A 20,560-nucleotide genomic window follows, 5' to 3' on the forward strand; every position below is an offset into this window, starting at 1 on the left:
CTAAAAAACAAGTGCTATGAGTCTGCGGCACAGGCTTGGTTCAGCGCAACCGGCCTTGCGCGGCAAATGCGTCGAATCAGCGCGTGCGCGCGAGGCTCTGGGCGAACGCGTTGAGTGTCTGCTGCGGCACTTCGCCGACCGCGGTCAGCCACCAGTCGCTGGCGGGTTCCGGCAGGCGCCGGCGGATCGCATTGGTGGCGCCGATGGTCAGCACGCCGTCGCGCGGCGCGCGTGCGGCATCGTAGCGCTCGATGAAGAGCGACACCGAGGCCAGTCCGTCGGAGAAAGTCCACTGGACCGTGGTCGCGTCCTGTTGTTTCTGCTTGCCGCCGCTGTTGTTGTTGCTGCTGCTCTCGCCGCTCGGGGGACGGCGGAAGAAGCTGCGGGGCTTGAATCCGGCCACCGGCGTGCTGAGGGTCCAGCCCTCGTCCTGTGCGCTGGAGCGCTCGAGCTCGAGCTTCTCGATGCGGTAGCCGGAGGTGTTGGCCATCATCTGTGCCAGCGCCTGCGGCTTCACGGGTGCGTCGAGCTGCAGTTCGGAGAACGCCGACTGCTCCACCACGCGCGATTCGCTGTCGATGGTCTGCAGCTTCACCACGAGGCCGGATCGGCGCTCGCTCCAGACGCGGTAGCCGAAGCGCAGCGCGTCGTGCGGCACCAGCTGCACCACGTCGGCGTCGAAGCCCGCCACGCGGTCCTTGCCGATTGCACGCACGTCGTAGAAATCGCTGATCGACGAATCGGGCTTGTCCGGCAGGTTCGGGAAGAGATCGAGGTTCTCCCGCTTCTCGACCTTGACGACCTTCGCTTCCGGCAGGAAGGTCATGACGTTGCGGTTGCGCCGGAAGGTCGAACGCGGCGGTCCCGACAGGGCCTCGATGCGCTCGATCTGGTGCTCGCCGTCGCGCACGTGCCAGATGCGCGCGCTCGACAGGTCGCCGCCCGGCGCCGACACCACGAAAGTGCCCACGTAATTGCGCTGCCGGGCCCCCGTGTGCATGCGCTGCAGCCACTCGGTGACGCTCATTGCCGGCGGCTCGTCCGTCTGCGCCGCGGCCGCGCTCTTGGAATTCACCGCCGCGCCTGAACGAGGCTGCGCGATGGAAACCTGCGCCAGGCAGAAAGCTGCAAACACGAGCACGCAGGCGCGCGCGGAAATCGGCATCTGAACGGTCATTAGGGGCGGGCTGCTAAGGGCGCGCTGTCAGCGCGTGGGTCCCTCGAAAGTGGCATTGCGCAGGAAGCCCGAAGGCATTTGCGAAGCGCCGCCGGCCTGCTGGTGCGCTTCGAGCAGTTGGTCGAGCCGCGGATCGCGCAGCATGACCTGCGGAGCGCCGTTGCCGACGATGACGCGCGTGGGCGTCAGCGTGCCGCCGGCGGGCTGCTGCGGGCCGTTCAGTGCCGCAGCGGCCAGCACCGAATTGACGGCCGGCTGTTGTTGCTGCTGGATCGACGCGAGTTGCGCGCCAGCCTGGGGAATGGCAGCGCCGTTGCCGACCAGCGTCCAGCCGATGGCGGCCACCGCCATCAGCGAGGCGGCACCGGCCACCAGCTTCCAGCGGAACACCGGCTCGTTGGCCGCCTCCGCCCTGCGCTGCAGGGGAAGCGCCACAGGCGCGGCGACCGGCGCCGCCGCGGGAGCGAGCACCACGGGCTCCGCGGCCAGGCGTTGCTGGAAGCGCGCCAGGAAGGCCGAGCTGTCGCTGCACGGCGAATGGGAGCCCGAACGCAGCACGTCGCCTACCACGTGGTAGGCCTGCCAGGTCGCGCGCGATTCGCTGTCGGCGCAGATGGCCTCGATCGCCTGCGCGAACGACTCGCCCTGCAAATGACCATCCGCAAGTGCGGACACCTGTTCCCGAACCGTCATCGTCTGATTCATTTCATTCACCTGCTTACTTACCAACGTTTGCCGGACTGGTTGTCCAGCAGCGGCTTGACCCTGGCCGAAATGGCCTCGCGCGCCCGGAAAATTCGCGAACGCACCGTGCCGATAGGGCAATCCATGACCTCGGCGATCTCTTCGTAACTCATGCCCTCGATTTCGCGCAGCGTGACCGCCTGGCGCAACTCGGCGGGGAGTGCTTCCATGGCAGCTTCGACGGCACTGGCGATTTCGTTCGCCGCCAGGACCGATTCGGGGGTTTCGTCGGTGGTTGGTTCGTTTCCGGGACGGTAAGTTTCATCTTCGTCCTCAGAAGAAGACCTCAGGGCGGCTTCGGAAACGGTCGGGTCGCGCTTCATGTCCACCAGCGCCTTCTTGGCGGTGTTGACGGCGATCCGGTAGAGCCAGGTATAGAACTGGGCTTCTCCGCGGAACTGATGCAGCGCGCGGTAGGCTCGAATGAAGGTTTCCTGCGCGATGTCCTCGATCAGGTCGACATCGCGCACCATGCGTCCGATCAGGCGCTCGATGCGGCGCTGGTACTTGATGACCAGCAGCTCGAACGCCTTCTGGTCGCCCGCGACCGTGCGCTGGACCAGCTGGAAGTCGACCTCGCCCGGACGCGGCGCTTCCGCAGGCGCGTCGGTCAGCCCGGAATCCGGCGGCACTGGCGGCGGAGAAGTGGTCATCGAGAAAGGTTCAGGGAGCGTCGGCAGGAGCCGTCGCACGCCAGGAGTCGCCCGCTGGCTCCGCGGATGGGGGGCGCGAATATACCGCACGGCGTATGTCGCGCCAGCGCTCCGGCATGGCTCGCTGCTCGATCCAAAGCCAGTGGCGGGCGCGGCCCGGCTCGGTGAGCCGCAGCAGCATCAGAGACTGGAAATCGAGCGCCGCCAGCACACGCGCGTTGCGCACGCCGCGCGCCGCATCGGCACTCGACAAGGACCACTGAAGGCCATCGAAATGCAGCACGCCGACGCCGTCGCGCCGCAGGCCGAAACCCGCCGCGACGCCCGCAAACACGACACTGAGCACCAGCAGCAACTGGCGCCATCCGGCGCTATCGAACAGATAGCAGGACGCGCCCGCGCAGCAGGCACCCAATGCCCACAGGACGACGAGGATCCGGGTTGCGCCGCGTGAGCGCCCCACCGGGTAGTTCACCGACGGTGCGCTGTGCATGACCGAGCAATGCTCAAGCGCGCTTGAACACCAGCGTGCCGTTGGTGCCCCCGAAGCCGAAGTTGTTCTTGACCGCGACGTCGATCTTCAGATCGCGCGCCTCGTTGGCGCAGTAGTCGAGATCGCACTCCGGATCCTGGTTGAAGATGTTGATGGTCGGCGGGCTCTTCTGCTCGTGCAGCGCCAGGACCGTGAACACCGATTCGATGCCGCCCGCGCCGCCCAGCAAGTGGCCGGTCATGGACTTGGTCGAATTGACGACGAGCTTCTTCGCGTGATCGCCGAAGGCCAGCTTGACCGCATTGGTCTCGTTGACGTCGCCGATCTGCGTCGAGGTGCCGTGTGCATTGAGGTATTGCACCTGGTCCGCATTGACGCCCGCATTCGACAGCGCCATGGCCATCGAACGGCGCGGGCCGTCGACGTCGGGTGCCGTCATGTGATACGCGTCACCGGTCAGGCCGAAGCCCGCGACTTCCGCGTAGATCTTGGCGCCGCGCGCCTTGGCGTGTTCGTACTCCTCGAGCACCAGCACGCCAGCGCCCTCGCCCAGCACGAAGCCGTCGCGGTCCTTGTCCCACGGACGGGAGGCCGTGGCGGGATCGTCGTTGCGGGTGCTCAGCGCGCGAGGCGCGGTGAAGCCGCCAATGCCGAGCGGGGAGATGGTCGACTCGGCGCCGCCGGCGATCATCACGTCGGCATCGCCGTACTCGATCATGCGGGCCGAGGTGCCGATGGCGTGCAGGCCGGTGGTGCAGGCGGTCACGACGGCGATGTTCGGGCCCTTGAAGCCGTACTTGATCGACACGTGGCCGGAGATCATGTTGATGATCGACGCAGGCACGAAGAACGGCGAAACGCGGCGCGGGCCGCGGTTCATCAGTTCACCGTGCGTTTCCTCGATCATCGGCAGGCCGCCGATGCCGGAGCCGATGTTGCAGCCGATGCGCACGGCCTCTTCATAGGAAAGCGCGTCGCCGGTCGGCAGTCCGCTGTCCTGCACCGCCTGGATGGCGGCGGCCAGACCCAGATGAATGAAGCGGTCCATGTGACGCGCTTCCTTCTCCGAGATGTATTGGGTGATGTCGAAACCCTTGACTTCACCGGCGAACTTGCAAGCGAAGGCGCTTGCATCGAACGCGGTGATGTTCGCAATGCCCGACTTCCCGGCCAACAGGTTGGCCCAGGATTCGGTTGCGGTGTTTCCGACAGGAGCGATGCAACCGAGCCCGGTCACGACGACGCGGCGTTTGGTCATGCCGGCAAACCTTTCTGGAAGCGCTGAACAGTTGCCTGCCGGCGCGTGCGGTTCAAGTAAAAGCCGCCGGCCGCAGTTGCAATCTTGTCAGCTGGCCGATCAGGCCTTTTGATTCTTGGTGGCGTAGTCGACGGCGTTTTGCACCGTGGTGATCTTCTCGGCGTCTTCGTCGGGAATTTCGATGCCGAATTCGTCTTCGAGTGCCATCACGAGTTCGACCGTGTCGAGAGAGTCGGCGCCGAGGTCGGCCACGAAAGCCTTTTCATTCGTCACTTGGGACTCTTCCACGCCGAGTTGCTCGGCGATGATTTTCTTGACACGTGCTTCGATATCGCTCATTTGGTTCCCTCTGAGGGTTGTAGGTAATCGGTGGATTTTAGCCGGGCGCATTGTGGCATTTGCCGCGCACCCGGTACGGGAAAAGGTTGCGCCTTGCGGCTACATGTGCATGCCGCCGTTGACGTGCAGCTCCTGCCCCGTGACGTAGGACGCCTGGGGCGATGCGAGGTAAGCCACCGCGTGCGCGATGTCGGCCGGCTTGCCCAGGTGGCCCAGCGGGATCTGCTGGAGCAGCGCCTGTTGCTGGGCTTCGGGCAGGCTGGCCGTCATGTCGGTTTCGATGAAACCGGGTGCGACGCAGTTGACAGTGATGTTGCGGCTGCCGAGCTCGCGGGCCAGCGCGCGGGTCATGCCCGCGACACCGGCCTTGGCGGCCGCGTAGTTGGCCTGGCCGGCATTGCCGGAGGCGCCGACCACGCTGGTGATGCTGATGATGCGGCCGTAGCGCTGCTTCATCATCGGGCGGATCACGGCGCGCGAGAGCGAGAAGACGGCCTTGAGATTGGTGTCGAGCACCGCGTCCCAGTCGCTGTCCTTCATGCGCATGGCGAGCGTGTCGCGCGTGATGCCGGCGTTGTTGACCAGCACGTGGATCGCGCCGTAAGCCTTGACGATCTCGTCGACCAGGGCCTCGACCGCTGCGCCGTCGTTCACGTCGAGCGCACGGCCGCGGCCGTCATAAGCGCTCAGGGCCGAAGTAATCTTGGCCGCGCCCTCGTCGGTGGTGCCGGTGCCCACGACCTTCAGGCCGCGCTGCGCCAGTTCCAGCGCGATGGCTGCGCCGATGCCACGCGTCGCGCCGGTGACCAGGGCGACTTGCCCTTCGAATTTGGGAATGCTCATAAGAAAAAGTATCGGGGCCTTGCGCCGGTCAGCCGGCGAGCGATTGTCGGGTGTCCGCGAGCGTGGCCGGGTCGTACACCGACGCGGCTTCCAGATCGGGGGCGATGCGCTTCACCATGCCGGCCAGCACCTTGCCGGGACCGCACTCGATGATGGCGGCTACACCGCGCAGTTTCAAGGCCTGCACGCTCTCTACCCAGCGAACCGGACCGGCGGCCTGGCGCACCAGGGCGTCGCGGATGCGGTCGGCATCGGTTTCGACGGCGACATCGATGTTGTTCAGCACCGGGATCTGCGGCGCAGCCAGCGTGACGGAGGCCAGTTTCTCGCGCAGCGCCTCGGCGGCAGGCTTCATCAGGCTCGAATGGAACGGTGCCGACACCGGCAACAGCAATGCGCGCTTGGCGCCGTTGGCCTTGAGCAGTTCGCAGGCCTTGTCGACGGCAGCCTTGCTGCCGGCGATCACCGTCTGCATGGGGTCGTTGAAATTCACCGCCTCGACGATCTCGGCGCTGCCCGCGCCGAAACTCGCGGTGGCTTCAGCGCAGCCGGCGACCACCTTGCCGGACTCCATGCCCAGCACAGCAGCCATGGCGCCGACGCCCACCGGCACAGCCTGTTGCATCGCTTGCGCGCGGAAGCGCACCAGCGGCGCGGCTTGCGCCAGCGTCAACACGCCGGAAGCGACCAGCGCCGAGTATTCGCCGAGCGAATGGCCGGCCACCACGGCCGGCGTCGCGCCGCCTTCAGCCAGCCAGGCGCGCCAGGCCGCGACACCCGCGACCAGCATCACGGGCTGGGTATTGGTCGTGAGGGCCAGTTCTTCCTTGGGACCGTTCTTGATCAGCGCGCCAACGTCTTCGCCCAGCGCCTCGGAAGCTTCGCGCAGGGTTTCGACCACGGCCGGATGATCGCCCCAGCCGTCGAGCATGCCGACAGCCTGCGAGCCCTGACCGGGGAAAACAAAAGCAAAGGATTTCATTGTTTATGCGTTGTCTCGCATTGCAGCCGCCCTCTCGGGGACGGCGCAACACACTACAGGTTCAATAGCACCGCGCCCCAGGTGAAGCCGCCGCCCACGCCTTCGAGCATGAGTGTTTCGCCCTTCTTCACCTTGCCGGAACGCACGGCTTCGTCGAGAGCCAGCGGGATCGACGCGGCAGACGTGTTGCCGTGCTCGTTCACCGTGACGATGAGCTTTTCGCGTGGAAGCTTCAGCTTCCTGGCCGTGCCTTCCATGATGCGGATGTTGGCCTGGTGCGGAATCAGCCAGTCGATGTCGGCGTCGGTCTTGCCGGCCTTCGCCAGCGTGGCGCGCGCAGCCTCTTCGAGCACGCGAACCGCGAGCTTGAAGACGGCCTGGCCGTCCATGTGCAGCAAGGGCGTGCCCAGCACGTTGCCGCCGGACACATGCCCGGGCACGCAAAGGATGCCCACGTGCTTGCCGTCCGCGTGCAGGTCGCTCGCCAGGATGCCCGGCTCCTCGCTCGCCTCGAGCACCACCGCGCCCGCGCCGTCGCCGAACAGCACGCAGGTGGTGCGATCGTTGAAGTCGAGGATGCGGGAGAACACTTCGGCGCCCACCACCAGCGCGCAACGCGCGGTGCCGGTGCGGATCATCGCGTCGGCGACGGTCAGCGCATAGACGAAGCCGCTGCAGACCGCCTGGACGTCGAACGCCGGGCAGCCGGCAATGCCGAGCTTGTGCTGGAGGATGGCGGCCGACGACGGAAACACCATGTCGGGCGTCGAGGTCGCGACGATGATCAGGTCGACATCGCTGGCCTTGCGTCCGGCAGCTTCGAGAGCGTGCCGGGCGGCCTCGTAGCCGAGATCGCTGCTCGTGACTTCCGGCGCCGCGAAGTGGCGCGCGTGGATGCCGGTGCGCTCGACGATCCACTGATCGGAGGTTTCGATGCCGCGTGTCGCCAATTCCTTGGCGAGATCGTCATTGGTCACGCGGCGTGGAGGCAGGTAGCTGCCGGTGCCGGTAATGCGTGAATAAGGGGTCGTCATCAAACGTGAAGGGCCGTCGCGTCGACCGGCGCCGCCGGCTCCTGCCGCGCGAGCAAAGGCGCGGCGTGGGCGATGCGGGCCCGCACGCGATCGAGCAGGTTGTTGCGAGCGGCATCATAAGCGCGATCGAGCGCATGTCCGAAAGCCACTTCGTCAGCCGAGCCATGGCTCTTGAAAACCAGGCCACGCAGGCCGAGCAAGGCCGCTCCGTTGTAGCGACGATGATCCAAACGGCTTTTGAAAGCTTTTAGAACCGGATAAGCAACAATTGCAGCGAGTTTGGTGAAGACGCTCCGCGAGAACTCCACGCGAATGAACTCGCCGATCATCGAAGCCACGCCTTCGCTGGCTTTCAACGCCACATTTCCGACAAAACCGTCACAAACGACGATGTCGGTCGTGCCCTTGAAAATATCGTTGCCTTCCACGTTGCCGTAGAAGTTGAGATCTTTGGAGTTGGCAGCCGTACGCAGCAGTTGACTGGCTTTTTTGATTGTTTCGCTGCCCTTGATGGCTTCTTCGCCGATATTGAGCAGGCCGACCGAAGGCGCCTCGTTACCGGTCAGCGCCGACACCAGCGCCGAGCCGAGCACGGCGAACTGAAGGAGGTCCTCGGCGTCGCAGTCGACGTTCGCACCCAGGTCGAGCACGGTCGTTGCGCCGCCCTTGGCGTTCGGCAGTTGCGGCGCAATCGCAGGGCGGTCGATGCCGTCGAGGGTCTTGAGCAGATAGCGCGCAATGGCCATCAATGCACCGGTGTTGCCAGCCGACACGGCAGCCTGGGCAGCACCGTCCTTGACCTGCTGGATCGCGACGCGCATCGAAGAATCTTTCTTCTTGCGCAGGGCAATTTCGATCGGGTCGTCCATGCCCACAACTTCGCTGGCTGCGACGATGCGGGCACGCGGATGCGCGGCAAAGCCCGCGAGCGCGGCCGGCGCGCCGACCAGCAGCAGTGAGGCCTCGCTGTGCCGCTCAAGAAACGCGCGGCAGGCCGCGAGCGTGACACGCGGCCCATGGTCACCCCCCATGCAATCCACGGCGAGCGTGATTGCGGCGGGCGCAGCAGTGAATTCGGGAGAAGAAGGCGTAGCCATCAAAACAAAGGCCCGACGCTACGGCAGAAGTAGCTTCGGGCCTTGGCCTTGGGATGCGAGATCAGGCTTCGGACTTGTTCTTGAGCACCTGGCGGCCACGGTAGAAACCGTTGGGGCTGATGTGGTGGCGCAGGTGCGTTTCGCCGGTGGTCGGCTCCACGGCGATGCCGGGCACGACCAGCGCATTGTGGGAACGGTGCATGCCGCGCTTGGAAGGCGACTTCTTGTTTTGCTGGACGGCCATGATGGCTCCTGGACTGTTAGGTGAGTGATGGGATGCGGGCTCAAGCGGTGGCAATGAGAAAGGATGGCTGGCATCCCTGGATCTGCATTGCTGCTCACGGCGGCGCGCGCGAAGCCCATGATTATAGCCCAGCCTGAGGAAAAGAGCTACCTGCCCTCTTCCGACCCGTCTTCCGGCTTGCGCGAGCGCAACGCTCCGAGCACCGCGAACGGGTTCGGCTTGGCTTCTTCGGCAGCCTTGAAGTCGTCGTCGCTGGATGAAAGCTGGACGGGCGTGGGGCAGACGTCATGCACGGGCGTGACGGGAATGTCCATGAGCAGTTCGTCTTCGATCAGGGCATGGAGGTCGAAATCGCGGCTCACGACGAGCAGGTCTTCCTCCGATTCCTCGTCTTCCGCTTCGGCCGTGGCCTCGTCGGCCACGAAACGGAACCAGCGATCGACCGTCAATGGCGTCTCGACCGGCGACAGGCAGCGCTGGCAAACCAGCGGGACCGTGGCCTCGGCATCCAGGTGCAGCCAGGGAACGGCCTTGCCGTCGGCGCCGGGGCGCTCTTCCCCGGTGGCTTTCCAATCGACCACCGCATCGGGCGCGGGAACCGCCAGCTCGGCGGTCAGGCGCAGGTAGTTGGGAACCGGGTCGGCGGCTTCCAGGGTGGCGGCGGCCGCGGCAAAGGCGGGCACGTTGAGCCGTTCGGGGGCAAATTCTCTCTTCATCTTCGCCAGTCTAGCGCGCCAGAAGTTTCACCGGCATGGTGCATGCCTGGGGATGCCATGCGACTCACGCACAATCGTCCCCATGCAACGCCCTGTGATTCTTGCCTCGACCTCGCGCTACCGCCGCGAGCTGCTTACCCGCCTGCGACTGCCTTTCGAAGTGCAGTCCCCTGAAGTCGACGAAACGCCGTTGCCCGGCGAAACGCCGCATGCCCTGGCCATGCGCCTGGCGCTCGAAAAAGCCGACGCCGTCGCTGCCCGCTTTCCCGAAGCCGTGGTCATCGGCTCCGACCAGGTGGCCGACCTCGGCGGCGAAGCGCTCGGCAAGCCCGGCGACCACCAGCGCGCCACGGCGCAACTGCGCCGCATGCGCGGCCAGACGCTGATCTTCCAGACCGCGGTGGCGGTGGTGTGCCGCGCCACCGGCTTCGTCCAGCGCGACATCGCCCCCGTGCGCGTGGTGTTCCGAGACCTCAGCGACGCCGCCATCGAGCAATACCTGCTGGCCGAACAACCCTACGACTGCGCCGGCAGCGCCAAGAGCGAAGGCCTGGGCATCGCGCTGCTGGATGCCATAGACAGCGACGACCCGACCGCGCTGGTCGGCCTGCCGCTGATCCGCACCTGCCGCATGCTGCGCGCCGCGGGGGTCGAACTTCTGTGACGCACGGCAAGCTCTACCTCGTTCCCGCGCCGCTCGATTTCGGCTGCGACACCCAGGCGCCACTGCAGGACGCCCTTCCCCTGGGCACGCTGCAGGCCGCCGCCGGCATCACCCACTGGATCTGCGAGAACGCGAAGTCCGCGCGCGCCTACCTGAAGCGCATCGACGCCGTCACGCCGCTGGCCGCGCCGCTGCAGGCGCAGAACATCCAGGAACTGCCGCGCGAGGTGCACAAGAAAGGCGACCACGCCGGGCAGTTCGACGCCCGCCCCCTGCTCGCCGCCGCACTGGAAGGCCACGATATCGGCCTGCTCAGCGAAGCCGGCATGCCGGCGGTGGCCGACCCCGGTTCCTCGGTGGCGCGCGCCGCGCACGACCTGGGTCTCAGCGTCGTTCCGCTGACCGGCCCGGTCTCGCTGCTGCTCGCACTGGCGGCGAGCGGGCTCAATGGCCAGAACTTCGCCTTCGTCGGCTACCTGCCGCAGGACGCCGGCGAGCGCCAGACGCGCATCCGCGAACTCGAGGCGCTGGCGCTCAAGTCGGGCCAGACGCAGCTCTTCATTGAAACGCCCTATCGCAATGCCGCCCTGCTGCAGGCGCTGATACAGACGCTCCAGCACAACACCCGCCTCGCGGTGGCGCGCGGCCTCACGCTGGCAACGGCCCAAGTGCGCAGCGAAACAGTGAAATCCTGGCGCGCCAAGCCGCAGCCCACCACAGACGAACGCCTGCCCGCTGTGTTCGCGATCGGGCGCTGACCATGGTGGCCATCACCGCCGCCACGCGCTGGGCATCGCGCGCGCAATTCTTTTCCGCCGGTTTCATCTTCGCGACCTGGGGCGTGCACGTACCCACGGTCAAGGCGCACTACGGCATCGACGAAGCGCAACTCGGCCTCGCCATGCTCGCAGCCGGTGCCGGCGCGATGATCGGCCTGACCAGCGCGGGCCGCTGGATCGGCCGCTACGGCCCGCGCCGCATGGCCGGCGTCTGCGGCTGCATCTATGCGCTGCTGCTGGCAGGGCTGATCGCGATGCCGGGCTATGTGGCGCTGCTGGGCCTGCTGGCGGCCTTCGGCCTCGTGACCAGCGTGTTCGATGTCTCGATCAATACCGAGGCCGCGCAGCTCGAACTGCACGGCGGCACGCCGTTGATGAGCGGCATGCACGGCATGTTCAGCCTGGGCGGCATGGCCGGCGCCGCGAGCGGCAGCGCGGCGCTCGCCGCCGGGCTCGGCGCGCAGGCGCACTTGCTGCTGGTTGCGGCGGCGATGGTGCTGCTCGTGGGCGTGGCCTCGCGGCGCATGCTGCCGCGCCCCGCCACCAGCGGCGCGAGCGGGGCCGACCACGGATTCCTGATGCCGCGCGGCACCCTGGCGGTACTGGGCGTGCTCGCCGCGCTGGGCCTGATCGCCGAAGGCGCCATCTACGACTGGAGCGTGCTCTATATGCAGCAGGAGATCGGCAGCCCGCAGCAGCAGGCCGCGCTGGCCTACGCGAGCTTCTCGGCGGCGATGGCGGCAGCGCGCTTCGGCGGCGACGCGATGCGCGCCCGCTTCGCGCCGGCCACGCTGCTGCTGGGCAGCGGCCTGCTCGCCGCGGCTGCCATGACGCTGGTGCTCGTCACCGACATGCCCTGGCTGGCCCTGGTGGGTTTCGCCGGCGTGGGGGTCGGCTTCGCGAACGTGGTGCCGATCCTGTTCTCGGCTTCCGCGAACGTGCCGGGCATCGAGCCCGCGCGCGGCATTGCGTCGGTCTCGGCCGTGGCCTATCTGGGGTTCATGGCAGGCCCCGCGGTGATCGGCCTGCTGGCGCGGGCGACCTCGCTGACCGCCGCTCTCTATGTGGTCGTGGCCTTCGCCGTGGCGCTGGCAGCGTCCGCGCGCTACACCGCCAGCGGCGAAAGCAAATAGAAGCTCAGCGCAGTGCCGGCGCCGTGTGCATCAGGCGCACGGTGGTTTCGGCCATCGAGGCGCCGAACTTCTTGGCCAGCTTCTCGGCCACGTTGTCGCGGCGGGTGTAGTCGATCACCTCGTCGGCCTTGATGACTTCGCGCGCCACGTAGTCGACGTTGCCCAGCTGGTCGGCCAGGCCGTATTCGACGGCCTGCTCGCCGCTCCAGAACAGGCCGCTGAACAGGCCCGGGGTGTCCAGCTTCAGGCGGTCGCCGCGGCCGGTCTTGACCACGTTGATGAACTGCGCGTGGATCTGGTTCAGCATGGTCTGCGCATGTGCGCGCTGCGCGTCGCTCATGGGGCTGAACGGGTCGAGGAAGCCCTTGTTCTCACCGGCAGTCAGCAGGCGGCGCTCGACGCCGACCTTTTCCATCACGCCCGTGAAGCCGAAGCCGTCCATCAGCACGCCGATGCTGCCCACGATGCTGGCCTTGTCGACGTAGATCTTGTCGGTGGCGGCGGCGATGTAGTAGGCGGCCGACGCACAGGTCTCCTCGACCACGGCATAGACCGGCTTCTTGTACTTGGCCTTCAGGCGCTTGATCTCGTCGTTGATGATGCCGGCCTGCACCGGGCTGCCGCCGGGCGAGTTGATCAGCAGGATCACGCCCTTGGCGCCCTCGTCCTCGAAAGCGGTCTTCATGGCGGCGACCACGAACTCGGCGCTGGCGTCGCCGCCGTTGGCGATCTCGCCCTTGATCTCGACGACCGCCGTGTGGGCCGTGGTCTTGGCGGTGCTGGGCGCGCTGCGCGACAGCGCCAGCCAGGCCAGGAAGATGAAGAAGGCCAGCCACGACAGCCGCACGAAGGTTTTCCAGCGCCGCGTGGCCTTCTGTTCGTTCAGGGAGGCGAAGGCGAGTTTTTCGAGCGTTGCGCGCTCCCATCCGGGGCGCTGCGTGGGATCTTTGGCCATGTTGGTGGGGGTGGCCGGCTCAAATGGCTCGAACCCTGCGGGTTCTGTTCGGTTCGGGTCGGTCATGTCAGAAAGTCAGGGGGTGGAGGTTCCAGTCAGTATGCCAGTGCACTACGCCGTCATGCTCGCTGAGTGCGATCTTCACGAGGCCGCCGCGGCACGGGCCGCCCGCGCATTCGCCGGTGTCGGGCCGGTAGACGGCGCCATGCGTGGCGCACAGCAGCCACTGGCCGGTATCGTCGAAGAAGCGGTCGGGCTGGAAGTCCATCTCCATCGCCACGTGGCTGCACCGGTTGAGAAACGCATGCGGCCGCCCCTCGAAACGCACCGCGAAGGCCCGGCAGGTTTCGCCGCCATGAACCACGTCGAAAGGCACCGCGAGGCCGCCCTCGACCAGGTCCGAGGCGTTGCAAAGCGGGATGCGTTCTTCACTCATGGAAGCACTCCAGATTGTTGTTCAGGCGTTGCCCAGGAGCCACGCTTCGAGGTCTGCCACCGAGTGCGCGACGTGCAGCGGCTTGAATTCGTCGAAGCTGGCGGGCTCGTGGGCACCGTAGCTCACGCCCACGCTGGCGCAGCCGGCGTTCTGCGCCAGCTGCAGGTCGTGCGTGGTGTCGCCGATCATCAGGGTGCGCTCGGGCGTGACGTCGAGTTCTTCCATCAGCTCCAGCAGCATGCGCGGATGCGGCTTGCCGAAGGTTTCGTCGGCGGTGCGCGAGGCTTCGAAGCGGTCGCGCAGCGCGACCGACTTCAGCGCCTCGTTCAGGCCGCGGCGCGACTTGCCGGTGGCCACGGCCAGCTTGTGGCCGCGCGCGCGCAATGCATCGAGCATCTGCAGCACGCCGTCGAACAGCACCAGGTCGTCCTGGTGCTGCAGGTAGTGATAGCGGTAGCGCGCTCCCAGCTCGGGATATTTTTCCTTCGGCACGTCGGGCGCCGCGCGAGCCAGCGCCTCGGCCAGCCCCAGGCCGATGACCCAGGCGGCGTCGTTCTCGCTCGGCTTGGCACCGCCGACGTCGATCACCGCCGCCTGGATGCAGCGCACGATCAGGCGCGTGGAGTCGTAGAGGGTGCCGTCCCAGTCGAAGGCGATCAGGTCGAAACGGGGAGGTCGGGAAGCGTCAGTCATGGGCCGTGGGAGTGGGGTGTTGGGCCATCGCCTCGAGGGCGGCGGGCGGCATCAGCATGTTGAGCTCGGGCGGCAGGCCGGCCTGCAGCGCCACGCGTTCTCCGCTGGCCGGATGGTTGAATTGCAGGCGCCAGGCATGCAGGAACATGCGCTTGAGGCCGAGTTTCTGCAGTGCGCGCTGGCGGTCGGATTCGCCGTACTTGTCGTCGCCGGCAATCGGATGGCCCGCCGACGCGAGGTGCACGCGGATCTGGTGGGTGCGCCCGGTCTTGATGGTCACGGCCAGCAATGACACCGGCGCCGCGTCGCCCGGCAGCGTGAGCCGCGCCAGCACGCGCACCAGCGTCACGGCGCGCATCGCGTCCGGATGGTCCTTGGCGACCACGCGCACCCGGCGCTCGCCGGCACCGGCGCCTGAACCGTCGGGCAGCAGGTATTTGGCAAGCGGCGCGTCGAGCACCTTCCTGTTCGCGGGCCAGTCGCCCTCGACCAGCGCCAGGTAGGTCTTGCCGGTCTCGCGCTCGCGGAACTGGTCCTGCAAGGCGACCAGTGCGCTGCGCTTCTTGGCGACCAGCAGGATGCCGGAGGTCTCGCGGTCGAGCCGGTGCACCAATTCCAGGAATTTGGCGCCCGGCCGCGCCGTGCGCAGTTGCTCGATCACGCCGAAGCTCACGCCGCTGCCGCCGTGCACGGCCACGCCGGCCGGCTTGTCGATGGCGAGCACGGCGTCGTCTTCCAGCAGCACCGGGAACTCGCGCGCGGGCGCGGGCGGGGCCGCGCCCTCTTCCGCGCGCGCGGAAATCCGGATCGGCGGCAGCCGCAGCACGTCGCCGGCCTCGATGCGGGTCTCGGCCTGCACACGGCCCTTGTTGATGCGCACCTCACCCGAACGGATGATCCGGTAGACATGCGTCTTGGGCACGCCTTTCAGATGGCGGAACAGGAAATTGTCGAGCCGCTGCCCGGCGGATTCGGCATCGACCGTGAGGAATTTGATGGCGGCATTGGGCGCCGCGGACTCGTCGGAGGCTTTTTGGCCTGCGGGATTTGGAGCAGCCGCGGGGCTCTGCTTCGCACCTATAATGTTTTTCACCAGCGCGGTCATGTAAGTGCTTGATTAGACAGAAGTTTAGTCCACTGCCATCAAATACCCAGGGCGGCGCTGTGAGGTCGATGCCGCTTTGGCGCCGAGCTGCAAACCCCGCGCAATTGCGCAAAGTGGCAAGCCCGGCACCCGAGTCAAGCCGACACCCACGAAACACCGATACGGAATACCCAGCCTGCAGCTGACCAAGCTGCCGGCGGATCGAAGCGAGTCCCTTGTTGTGTTGATGCTGCTGATTCAAATGTGCCTGCACTGGCTGATGCCAGTGGCCTCAGGCATTGGATCGCCCGCAGCGCGCGCCACCATTGCGCAACCGGCTATCAAAAAGATAGCCACTCAACACCGAATCTGGCTCGCGCCCATCCACGCGCCCCCACCCCGACTGTCTTCTTGAGCTAGCGCTCGAGAGGCCTGCTCGCGCCTGGCGCGGCAGTGAACAGCATTCGGGGCCGAAGCGGCAATTCCCTGGTTTCGCGGGCGTCGTCCGTGCATCGTTGGCTCGTCAAGAGCCGGTATAACGATACATATAAGGACAACGCATCATGAAGCGGATGCTGATCAATGCCACGCAGGCCGAAGAACGCCGCCTGGCCATCGTCGACGGGCAGAAACTGCTCGACTACGAAATCGAAATCGAAGGGCGCGAACAGCGCAAGGGCAACATCTACAAGGCGGTCGTGACCCGCGTCGAGCCCTCGCTCGAAGCCTGTTTCGTCGACTACGGCGAAGACCGCCACGGCTTCCTGCCGTTCAAGGAAATCTCCAAGCAGTATTTCGCCGAAGGCGTGTCGGCCAGCCAGGCCCGCATCCAGGACGCGATCCGCGAAGGCCAGGAACTCACCGTCCAGGTCGAAAAGGAAGAGCGCGGCAACAAGGGCGCCGCCCTCACCACCTTCATCTCGCTGGCCGGCCGCTACGTCGTGCTGATGCCGAACAACCCCCGCGGCGGTGGCGTTTCGCGCCGCATCGAGGGCGACGACCGCGCCGAACTCAAGGAGGCGATGGACCAGCTCGAGTACCCGAAGGGCATGAGCATCATCGCGCGCACCGCCGGCATCGGCCGCTCGGCGCCCGAACTCCAGTGGGACCTGAACTACCTGCTCAAGCTCTGGAGCGCCATCGACGGCGCGGCCAAGGGCGGCAAGGGCGCTTTCCTGATCTACCAGGAATCGTCGCTCGTCATCCGCGCCATCCGTGACTATTTCAATCACGACATCGGCGACATCCTGATCGACACCGACGACATCTACGACCAGGCGCAGCAGTTCATGGCGCACGTCATGCCCGAGCATGCCGCCCGCGTGAAGCGCTACCGCGACGACGCAGCGCTGTTCAGCCGCTTCCAGATCGAGCACCAGATCGAGTCGGCCTACGCGCGCACCGTGCAGCTGCCCTCGGGCGGCGCCATCGTGATCGACCACACCGAAGCACTGGTTTCGGTCGACGTGAACTCGGCCCGCGCCATCAAGGGCGGCGACATCGAGGAGACCGCCACCCGCACCAACCTCGAGGCCGCCGACGAAGTGGCCCGCCAGATGCGCCTGCGCGACCTGGGCGGCCTGATCGTCATCGACTTCATCGACATGGACGAGTCGAAGAACCGCCGCGAAGTCGAAAGCCGCCTGCGCGACGCGCTGCGGCAGGACCGCGCCCGCGTGCAGTTCGGCTCGATCAGCAAGTTCGGCCTGATGGAAATGAGCCGCCAGCGCCTGAAGCCGGCACTGTCGGAAGGCTCGTCGATCCCCTGCCCCCGCTGCGGCGGCTCGGGCCACATCCGCGACACCGAATCGAGCGCGCTGCAGATCCTGCGCATCATTCAGGAAGAGTCCATGAAGGACAACACGGCCGCCGTGCATGTGCAGGTGCCCGTGGAAGTCGCATCGTTCCTGCTGAATGAAAAGCGCCCCGAAATCGCCAAGATCGAGCTCAAGCAGCGCGTCACCGTGCTGATGGTGCCCAACAAGACGCTCGAAACGCCGAACTACAAGCTCGAGCGCCTGAAGCACGACGATCCGCGCCTCGACCACATCGAAGCCAGCTACAAGATGGCCGACGAGATCGAAGACCCGACCTCCGTCACGCGCCGTTCGCAAGAGCCCACCAACAAGCAGACGCCGGTCATCAAGGGCGTGCTGCCCGATGCACCCGCGCCCGTGGTGCCGCCCAAGCCCGAAGCCGTGCGCGCGCCCGTCGCGGCACCCGCACCGGTCGCACCGCCCGTGGTCACCGCGCCGGTTCCGGCACAGACCGGCTTCTTCGCCTGGATCAAGAACCTGTTCGGCGGCGCGCCGGCCCCCGCACCGGCGCCGGCGCCCTCCGCGATTCCGGTCGAGGCCCCGAAGCCCCGCCGCGACGGCCGCCCCGGCCGCGACGGCGAAGCACGCGGCGGTTCGCGTGACGGCGAACAGCGCCGTGGCGGCCGTGGCGGCGAAGGCCGCGGTGAAGGCCGCAACGCGGAAGGCCGCGGCGAAGGCGGCGGACGTTCGGGTGGTCGCGACGGCGAACGCCGTGGCGGCCGCGGCGGCGAGCGCCGTGAAGGACGCGAAGGCCGTGAAGGCCGCAACAGCAGCGAACTGCGCGCCGACGGCGCCCCGCAGCAACCGCGCGAACAGCGCGAACCCCGCGAGCCGCGTGAGGCACGCGCACCGCGCGACGGCGAACAACGCCGCAACGGCCGCGGCGAGCGCCGCGAAGGCGAAGGCCGCGAAGGCCGCAACGCACCGGCGGAAGCACTCGACGGCAACCTGAACCTCGAAGCCCAGCAACTGGTCTCGGGCGAAGAAGGCAATGCAGGCGAACGCGCACCGCGCGCCCGCGGCGAACGCCGTGAACGCGGCGAGCGCAACGAGCGTGGCGAACAACGCGGCGAGCGCAACAACAGCGACCGCGCCGAACGCAACGGCGACGCCCAGCAGCCCCGCGGCGAAACCGCCCTTGCCGGCGAAGAAGCCGTCCAGGGCGAGCGCCAGCCGCGCAACGGCCGCGACGAGCAGCGCGCTCCGCGCGGTGAACGTGGTGGTGAGCGTGGTGAGCGCAACGACGGCCGCCGCGAGCGCCGCAACGACGCGCCTCAGGCCGAAGCCGATGCACGCGGGGCCGAAGCTGCAGCAGCCGACGTCGAGCAGTCCAACGACGGCGGCAACGAGCAGGCTCCCCGCCGCGAAGGCGACGAGCGCCGCGGTCGTTCGCGTGACCGTTACGGCCGCGACCGCCGCGAACGCGGTCCGCGCGACGACAGCGAAGCCGGTGCGCAGGCCGCCGAAGTCGCCGTGGCGGAAGCCGCGACGATGACGACCGGCGTGCAGGAAGAAGCCCCGGCGCCCCGCCGCCAGCCGCAGCAGCAACTGCCGATCGCGCCGGAGCAACAACAGGCCGTCGTGGCCGAAGCCGCCGTCGCTGCACCGGAAGTCCGCGAACCCGCACCCCAGCCGGTGCGCACCGAGCGCCCCGCGCCGGTCGCTGCCGCGCCCGTGGCTGCTCCGGCGCCCGTCGCCAACGGCCGCGCGCTGCCGAAGGTCCAGCCCTTCGAGCTGCCGCTGGACGAACTCGCGCAGATCGCCCAGAACTCGGGCCTGCAGTGGGTCAACTCCGACGCCGAGCGCATCGCGCAGGCACGCGCCGCCATTGCCGCCGAGCCGAAGCCGGTGCACGTGCCGCGCGAGCGCCCGCCGGTGGTGGTGCTCGACGAAGGTCCGCTGGTGCTGGTCGAGACCCGTCGCGACCTCGGTTCGATGTCGCTGCCGTTCGAGCAGCAACAGCAGCAGCAACACCCCCTCTGAGCGGAACCCGCCCGGAAATGAAAACGGCGCCCTCGGGCGCCGTTTTTTTATGCCGCTTCGGACACTGGCAAGTCAGGCATCCAGAAGATCAGGCGCTGAAGCAATCCGTCCGTTCCCGGGGCGCCGTGACAGCGCTCGAATCGCCGCTCAGGCGCTCTCGACCTGCGCCGCGCGCTTCCAGGCTTCGGCCGCCTGCGCGGTGTCGTTGCGGTCTTCGGCCAGGTGGGCCAGCGCCAGCCAGGCTCGGCGATACAGATCGGTGTCCTGCAATCCCAGCCCGGCCTGCATGAGCAGCTGCTGGGCCTTGCCCCACAGCTGGCGCTTCATGCAGGCCATGCCCGCGAGGTACTGCAGATTGGGGTCGCGCGGATTGTTGCGCTGCGCGCTCTCGATGCGCGCCAGCCATTCCGCATCGACCGAGTCGAGCCCCGCCTCGAGCGCGCGTGCCAGCTTGACGCGCAGCGCATCGCCCAGGCTGCGCGGATTGCCGACCATCTGCTCCCAGGCCGGCAGCAGCCAGCCGCGCGCGAGCGCCAGGTCGCCGCGCAGCGCGACCATGCGCTGGGCCGCGTGGATCGCGACCTCGGGCATCTGGCGTTCGTTGGTGTCGAGCTCGGACCATGCGCGCTGCAGTTGCGCCGGGTCGTGCGCGCCCGACAGCAGTTCGGTCGCAAGGCCGCGCACGATGCTCTGCGCGGCGGCCTCCGAGAACGCGCGGTGCTTGGCGAGCAGGCGCGCGGTTTCGAGTGCCTCGAGCGTGCGCCGATCCTGCCGGGCCGCCTTGAGCCTCAGCCGCAGCGCGAGCGTGCGGCGCTGCGCGCCCTGCGGCAGTTCTTCGAGGCGGGCGAGCGCAGCGGCCGCATCGCGGTCTTCGAGCGCCCAGCGCGCCGCGCGCAACTGCACGCCTTCGCGCGTTTCCGGACTGGCCAGCACGGTGCGGTCAGCGCTTTCGTTCAGTGCCTGCTGCAGATGGGCATCGCGCGCCGGCTTGTCCTGCAGCGCCTGCGCGCTCTCGGCCGCCAACAGGTGCGACAGCACCCGCACCTGCGGCGCCTGCGGCAGGCTGGCGCCGAGCGCCGACAGCGCCTTTTCCTGCGTGAGCGCGGCCTGCGCGGCCTTGCGCGCGCGCGAGAAACGACCGGAAATCAGCTGCACCATGGCGTCGAGCAGCGCCGCATGCAGCGTGCGCTCCTTCTGCTGCAGCCGCCATTGGCGCGCCTGCTTGGGCAGCGAGAACAGCGCCGCCAGGGCCCGCAGCGCGGCGTGCAGCAGCACGAACACCACCAGCAGGATCACCAGCACCAGGTTCAGCGAAAGATCGACACGCCACGGCGGCCAGAACACGGTGATCGTGCCCTGGTTGTTGCCTGCGAAAAGAGCGACTGCCGCGGCGACGGCGAACAGTGCAAGGAGCCAGATTGCTGCGCGCATGTGCG

General features: G+C 67.5%; 21 protein-coding genes. 4 read left to right on the forward strand and 17 right to left on the reverse strand.

The annotated features are described in order from the left end of the window. Positions 1-76 precede the first annotated feature (76 nt). The 12 genes from C4F17_RS11425 to C4F17_RS11480 form a co-directional block, all read right to left on the reverse strand. Positions 77-1,177, reverse strand: a complete 1,101-nt coding sequence (locus C4F17_RS11425; protein ID WP_106935304.1) for a MucB/RseB C-terminal domain-containing protein — start codon at positions 1,175-1,177, stop codon at positions 77-79. A 27-nt stretch (positions 1,178-1,204) separates the two neighbouring features. Continuing rightward, positions 1,205-1,882 carry a sigma-E factor negative regulatory protein gene (locus tag C4F17_RS11430; RefSeq protein ID WP_106935305.1) on the reverse strand — a complete coding sequence of 226 codons (678 nt, stop codon included), beginning with the start codon at positions 1,880-1,882 and terminating at the stop codon, positions 1,205-1,207. A gap of 17 nt (positions 1,883-1,899) precedes the next feature. After that, the gene (gene rpoE, locus C4F17_RS11435; protein WP_081271200.1) at positions 1,900-2,574 is read right to left on the reverse strand and encodes an RNA polymerase sigma factor RpoE; all 675 of its coding nucleotides are present in this window, start codon (positions 2,572-2,574) and stop codon (positions 1,900-1,902) included. 10 nt (positions 2,575-2,584) lie between these two features. Next, positions 2,585-3,067 carry a hypothetical protein gene (locus tag C4F17_RS11440; protein ID WP_106935306.1) on the reverse strand — a complete coding sequence of 161 codons (483 nt, stop codon included), beginning with the start codon at positions 3,065-3,067 and terminating at the stop codon, positions 2,585-2,587. 13 nt (positions 3,068-3,080) lie between these two features. Further along, positions 3,081-4,325 (reverse strand): beta-ketoacyl-ACP synthase II, encoded by a 1,245-nt coding sequence (fabF, locus tag C4F17_RS11445; RefSeq protein WP_081271202.1) that lies wholly within the window; start codon positions 4,323-4,325, stop codon positions 3,081-3,083. Between the two features lie 99 nt (positions 4,326-4,424). After that, positions 4,425-4,664, reverse strand: coding sequence for an acyl carrier protein (acpP, locus tag C4F17_RS11450; protein WP_007830471.1), 240 nt, complete (start codon positions 4,662-4,664; stop codon positions 4,425-4,427). A 99-nt stretch (positions 4,665-4,763) separates the two neighbouring features. After that, complete coding sequence (gene fabG / locus C4F17_RS11455) at positions 4,764-5,507, reverse strand: 3-oxoacyl-ACP reductase FabG (RefSeq protein WP_106935307.1); 744 nt, start codon at positions 5,505-5,507, stop codon at positions 4,764-4,766. Positions 5,508-5,535: 28 nt separating this feature from the next. After that, positions 5,536-6,489, reverse strand: a complete 954-nt coding sequence (gene fabD / locus C4F17_RS11460) for an ACP S-malonyltransferase (RefSeq protein WP_106935308.1) — start codon at positions 6,487-6,489, stop codon at positions 5,536-5,538. 53 nt (positions 6,490-6,542) lie between these two features. Next, complete coding sequence (locus C4F17_RS11465; protein ID WP_106935309.1) at positions 6,543-7,523, reverse strand: beta-ketoacyl-ACP synthase III; 981 nt, start codon at positions 7,521-7,523, stop codon at positions 6,543-6,545. Continuing rightward, on the reverse strand, positions 7,523-8,620 hold the full coding sequence (plsX, locus tag C4F17_RS11470; protein WP_081271206.1) for a phosphate acyltransferase PlsX: 1,098 nt from the start codon (positions 8,618-8,620) through the stop codon (positions 7,523-7,525). Before plsX ends, C4F17_RS11465 begins: the two co-directional genes overlap by 1 nt. Positions 8,621-8,681: 61 nt before the next feature. Then, positions 8,682-8,864 (reverse strand): 50S ribosomal protein L32, encoded by a 183-nt coding sequence (rpmF, locus tag C4F17_RS11475; RefSeq protein ID WP_007830466.1) that lies wholly within the window; start codon positions 8,862-8,864, stop codon positions 8,682-8,684. Between the two features lie 146 nt (positions 8,865-9,010). Further along, positions 9,011-9,580 carry a YceD family protein gene (locus C4F17_RS11480; RefSeq protein ID WP_106935310.1) on the reverse strand — a complete coding sequence of 190 codons (570 nt, stop codon included), beginning with the start codon at positions 9,578-9,580 and terminating at the stop codon, positions 9,011-9,013. Between the two features lie 82 nt (positions 9,581-9,662). Between C4F17_RS11480 and C4F17_RS11485 the strand changes: the two genes are divergently transcribed. From C4F17_RS11485 to C4F17_RS11495, 3 genes are read left to right on the forward strand one after another with little or no spacing between them, the layout of a single operon-like run. Continuing rightward, positions 9,663-10,244: a Maf family nucleotide pyrophosphatase gene (locus C4F17_RS11485; RefSeq protein ID WP_106935311.1), complete on the forward strand. Its 582-nt coding sequence runs from the start codon at positions 9,663-9,665 to the stop codon at positions 10,242-10,244. Further along, the gene (locus C4F17_RS11490; RefSeq protein ID WP_081271209.1) at positions 10,241-11,002 is read left to right on the forward strand and encodes an SAM-dependent methyltransferase; all 762 of its coding nucleotides are present in this window, start codon (positions 10,241-10,243) and stop codon (positions 11,000-11,002) included. The genes C4F17_RS11485 and C4F17_RS11490 overlap by 4 nt, the downstream gene beginning before the upstream one ends. 2 nt (positions 11,003-11,004) lie before the next feature. Then, positions 11,005-12,156 carry an MFS transporter gene (locus tag C4F17_RS11495; protein ID WP_106935312.1) on the forward strand — a complete coding sequence of 384 codons (1,152 nt, stop codon included), beginning with the start codon at positions 11,005-11,007 and terminating at the stop codon, positions 12,154-12,156. 4 nt (positions 12,157-12,160) lie between these two features. Here C4F17_RS11495 and C4F17_RS11500 read toward each other — a convergent pair whose 3' ends face one another. The 4 genes from C4F17_RS11500 to C4F17_RS11515 are packed head-to-tail and all read right to left on the reverse strand — an operon-like array spanning position 12,161 to position 15,345. Further along, entirely contained in the window at positions 12,161-13,177 is a 1,017-nt protein-coding gene (locus tag C4F17_RS11500; protein ID WP_081271211.1) for a S49 family peptidase, read from the reverse strand. 1 nt (position 13,178) lies between these two features. Then, positions 13,179-13,547 carry a Rieske (2Fe-2S) protein gene (locus C4F17_RS11505; protein ID WP_081271212.1) on the reverse strand — a complete coding sequence of 123 codons (369 nt, stop codon included), beginning with the start codon at positions 13,545-13,547 and terminating at the stop codon, positions 13,179-13,181. A gap of 21 nt (positions 13,548-13,568) precedes the next feature. After that, positions 13,569-14,240 (reverse strand): HAD family hydrolase, encoded by a 672-nt coding sequence (locus C4F17_RS11510; RefSeq protein WP_081271213.1) that lies wholly within the window; start codon positions 14,238-14,240, stop codon positions 13,569-13,571. Beyond that, positions 14,233-15,345: an RluA family pseudouridine synthase gene (locus C4F17_RS11515; RefSeq protein WP_172839963.1), complete on the reverse strand. Its 1,113-nt coding sequence runs from the start codon at positions 15,343-15,345 to the stop codon at positions 14,233-14,235. Before C4F17_RS11515 ends, C4F17_RS11510 begins: the two co-directional genes overlap by 8 nt. A gap of 542 nt (positions 15,346-15,887) precedes the next feature. Between C4F17_RS11515 and C4F17_RS11520 the strand changes: the two genes are divergently transcribed. Next, the gene (locus tag C4F17_RS11520; RefSeq protein ID WP_106935313.1) at positions 15,888-19,124 is read left to right on the forward strand and encodes an Rne/Rng family ribonuclease; all 3,237 of its coding nucleotides are present in this window, start codon (positions 15,888-15,890) and stop codon (positions 19,122-19,124) included. 147 nt (positions 19,125-19,271) lie between these two features. On the opposite strand, the gene C4F17_RS11525 is transcribed toward C4F17_RS11520, so the two are convergent. Next, the gene (locus C4F17_RS11525; RefSeq protein ID WP_081270060.1) at positions 19,272-20,555 is read right to left on the reverse strand and encodes a heme biosynthesis protein HemY; all 1,284 of its coding nucleotides are present in this window, start codon (positions 20,553-20,555) and stop codon (positions 19,272-19,274) included. Between the last annotated feature and the right edge of the window lie 5 nt (positions 20,556-20,560).

Source organism: Variovorax sp. PMC12 (assembly GCF_003019815.1).
Taxonomy (GTDB): Bacteria; Pseudomonadota; Gammaproteobacteria; order Burkholderiales; family Burkholderiaceae_C; genus Variovorax.

Bases quoted from the DNA above. Each gene is read 5' to 3' on its own strand.
- C4F17_RS11425 (WP_106935304.1), bottom strand. From the start codon at position 1,177: ATGACCGTTCAGATGCCGATTTCCGCGCGCGCCTGCGTGCTCGTGTTT.
- C4F17_RS11430 (WP_106935305.1), bottom strand. From the start codon at position 1,882: ATGAATCAGACGATGACGGTTCGGGAACAGGTGTCCGCACTTGCGGAT.
- rpoE (WP_081271200.1), bottom strand. From the start codon at position 2,574: ATGACCACTTCTCCGCCGCCAGTGCCGCCGGATTCCGGGCTGACCGAC.
- C4F17_RS11440 (WP_106935306.1), bottom strand. From the start codon at position 3,067: ATGCACAGCGCACCGTCGGTGAACTACCCGGTGGGGCGCTCACGCGGC.
- fabF (WP_081271202.1), bottom strand. From the start codon at position 4,325: ATGACCAAACGCCGCGTCGTCGTGACCGGGCTCGGTTGCATCGCTCCT.
- acpP (WP_007830471.1), bottom strand. From the start codon at position 4,664: ATGAGCGATATCGAAGCACGTGTCAAGAAAATCATCGCCGAGCAACTC.
- fabG (WP_106935307.1), bottom strand. From the start codon at position 5,507: ATGAGCATTCCCAAATTCGAAGGGCAAGTCGCCCTGGTCACCGGCGCG.
- fabD (WP_106935308.1), bottom strand. From the start codon at position 6,489: ATGAAATCCTTTGCTTTTGTTTTCCCCGGTCAGGGCTCGCAGGCTGTC.
- C4F17_RS11465 (WP_106935309.1), bottom strand. From the start codon at position 7,523: ATGACGACCCCTTATTCACGCATTACCGGCACCGGCAGCTACCTGCCT.
- plsX (WP_081271206.1), bottom strand. From the start codon at position 8,620: ATGGCTACGCCTTCTTCTCCCGAATTCACTGCTGCGCCCGCCGCAATC.
- rpmF (WP_007830466.1), bottom strand. From the start codon at position 8,864: ATGGCCGTCCAGCAAAACAAGAAGTCGCCTTCCAAGCGCGGCATGCAC.
- C4F17_RS11480 (WP_106935310.1), bottom strand. From the start codon at position 9,580: ATGAAGAGAGAATTTGCCCCCGAACGGCTCAACGTGCCCGCCTTTGCC.
- C4F17_RS11485 (WP_106935311.1), top strand. From the start codon at position 9,663: ATGCAACGCCCTGTGATTCTTGCCTCGACCTCGCGCTACCGCCGCGAG.
- C4F17_RS11495 (WP_106935312.1), top strand. From the start codon at position 11,005: ATGGTGGCCATCACCGCCGCCACGCGCTGGGCATCGCGCGCGCAATTC.
- C4F17_RS11500 (WP_081271211.1), bottom strand. From the start codon at position 13,177: ATGACCGACCCGAACCGAACAGAACCCGCAGGGTTCGAGCCATTTGAG.
- C4F17_RS11505 (WP_081271212.1), bottom strand. From the start codon at position 13,547: ATGAGTGAAGAACGCATCCCGCTTTGCAACGCCTCGGACCTGGTCGAG.
- C4F17_RS11510 (WP_081271213.1), bottom strand. From the start codon at position 14,240: ATGACTGACGCTTCCCGACCTCCCCGTTTCGACCTGATCGCCTTCGAC.
- C4F17_RS11515 (WP_172839963.1), bottom strand. From the start codon at position 15,345: ATGACCGCGCTGGTGAAAAACATTATAGGTGCGAAGCAGAGCCCCGCG.
- C4F17_RS11520 (WP_106935313.1), top strand. From the start codon at position 15,888: ATGAAGCGGATGCTGATCAATGCCACGCAGGCCGAAGAACGCCGCCTG.
- C4F17_RS11525 (WP_081270060.1), bottom strand. From the start codon at position 20,555: ATGCGCGCAGCAATCTGGCTCCTTGCACTGTTCGCCGTCGCCGCGGCA.